Annotated in this window: 1 pseudogene; it reads right to left on the bottom strand. The window is 63.9% G+C overall.

Annotated elements, in window-relative coordinates:
* Positions 1-969: pseudogene (locus tag H8A92_RS40530) on the bottom strand (hypothetical protein); the annotation flags it as partial.

The raw sequence follows: 969 nt of genomic DNA, 5'->3' as shown, positions 1-969 counted from the left end.
AGCCAGCCGGTCGTGGTGTTGTTGTTCAGCAGAAGCTGCGCCCACAACGTGTCGGTGTTGCCGGTCGTGCCCTCGTTGAACACGGTGTTGGCGACATCGCCGGGAGCCACGTTGATGGTATGGCCGCCGGTTTGCGCCACACCGTTTACAACGAACTGACCCGTAGCAGGGGTTCCATCGGAATCCCACAACTCGAGCTTCTGATACCCGACATTGCCGGGATCCAGGATCGTCACCAGGTTGGATAGCGCAATGGTCTGGCCAGGGGTCGCGGTGCTGAAGTTGTGCACCGTGACCGTCGGATTCGGGACCGTGACCGCAAACTGCTGCCAGCTACCTGCCGTGCCGTTCTGAACCAGCCGCGCCCATAGCGTATCGGTGCCGGCTGACGTCCCGGCATCGAACACCACGTTGGCACCCGACGGTACATTGATCGCCTGGCCTGCGGGCTGCGCGACGCCGTTGATCAGGACCTCACCGCCGGTCACCGTGCCGTTCGAATCCCACAGCTGCAGCTGATACGCCGCGTTGCTGGGATCGGACACGTTCACCAGGCTCGAGAGCGCAATCTGAGCACCGGCCGTCGCATTCGGCACGCTCGATACACTCAGCGTCGGTGTCGCCACCGAGACCGAGAACTGCTGCCAGCCACCTGCCGTGCCGTTCTGAATGAGCCGCGCCCACAGTGTGTCGGAGCCGGCTGAAGTCCCGGCATCGAACACCACGTTGGCGCCCGACGGCACATTGATCGCCTGGCCTGCGGGCTGCGCCACGCCGTTGATCAAGACCTCACCACCGGCCGCCGTGCCGTTCGAATCCCACAGCTGCAGCTGATACGTCGCATTGCTTGGATTGGACACGTTCACCAGGCTCGAGAGCGCAATCTGCGCACCCGCCGTGGCGCTTGGCAGGCTCGAGACACTCAGCGTCGGCGCCGGCACCGAGACCGTAAACTGCTTCCAGCCACTT

Origin of the sequence: Bradyrhizobium acaciae, from assembly GCF_020889785.1 — a bacterium.
Lineage (GTDB): Bacteria > Pseudomonadota > Alphaproteobacteria > Rhizobiales > Xanthobacteraceae > Bradyrhizobium > Bradyrhizobium acaciae.
This window is presented reverse-complemented; position numbering and strand designations above follow the sequence as displayed.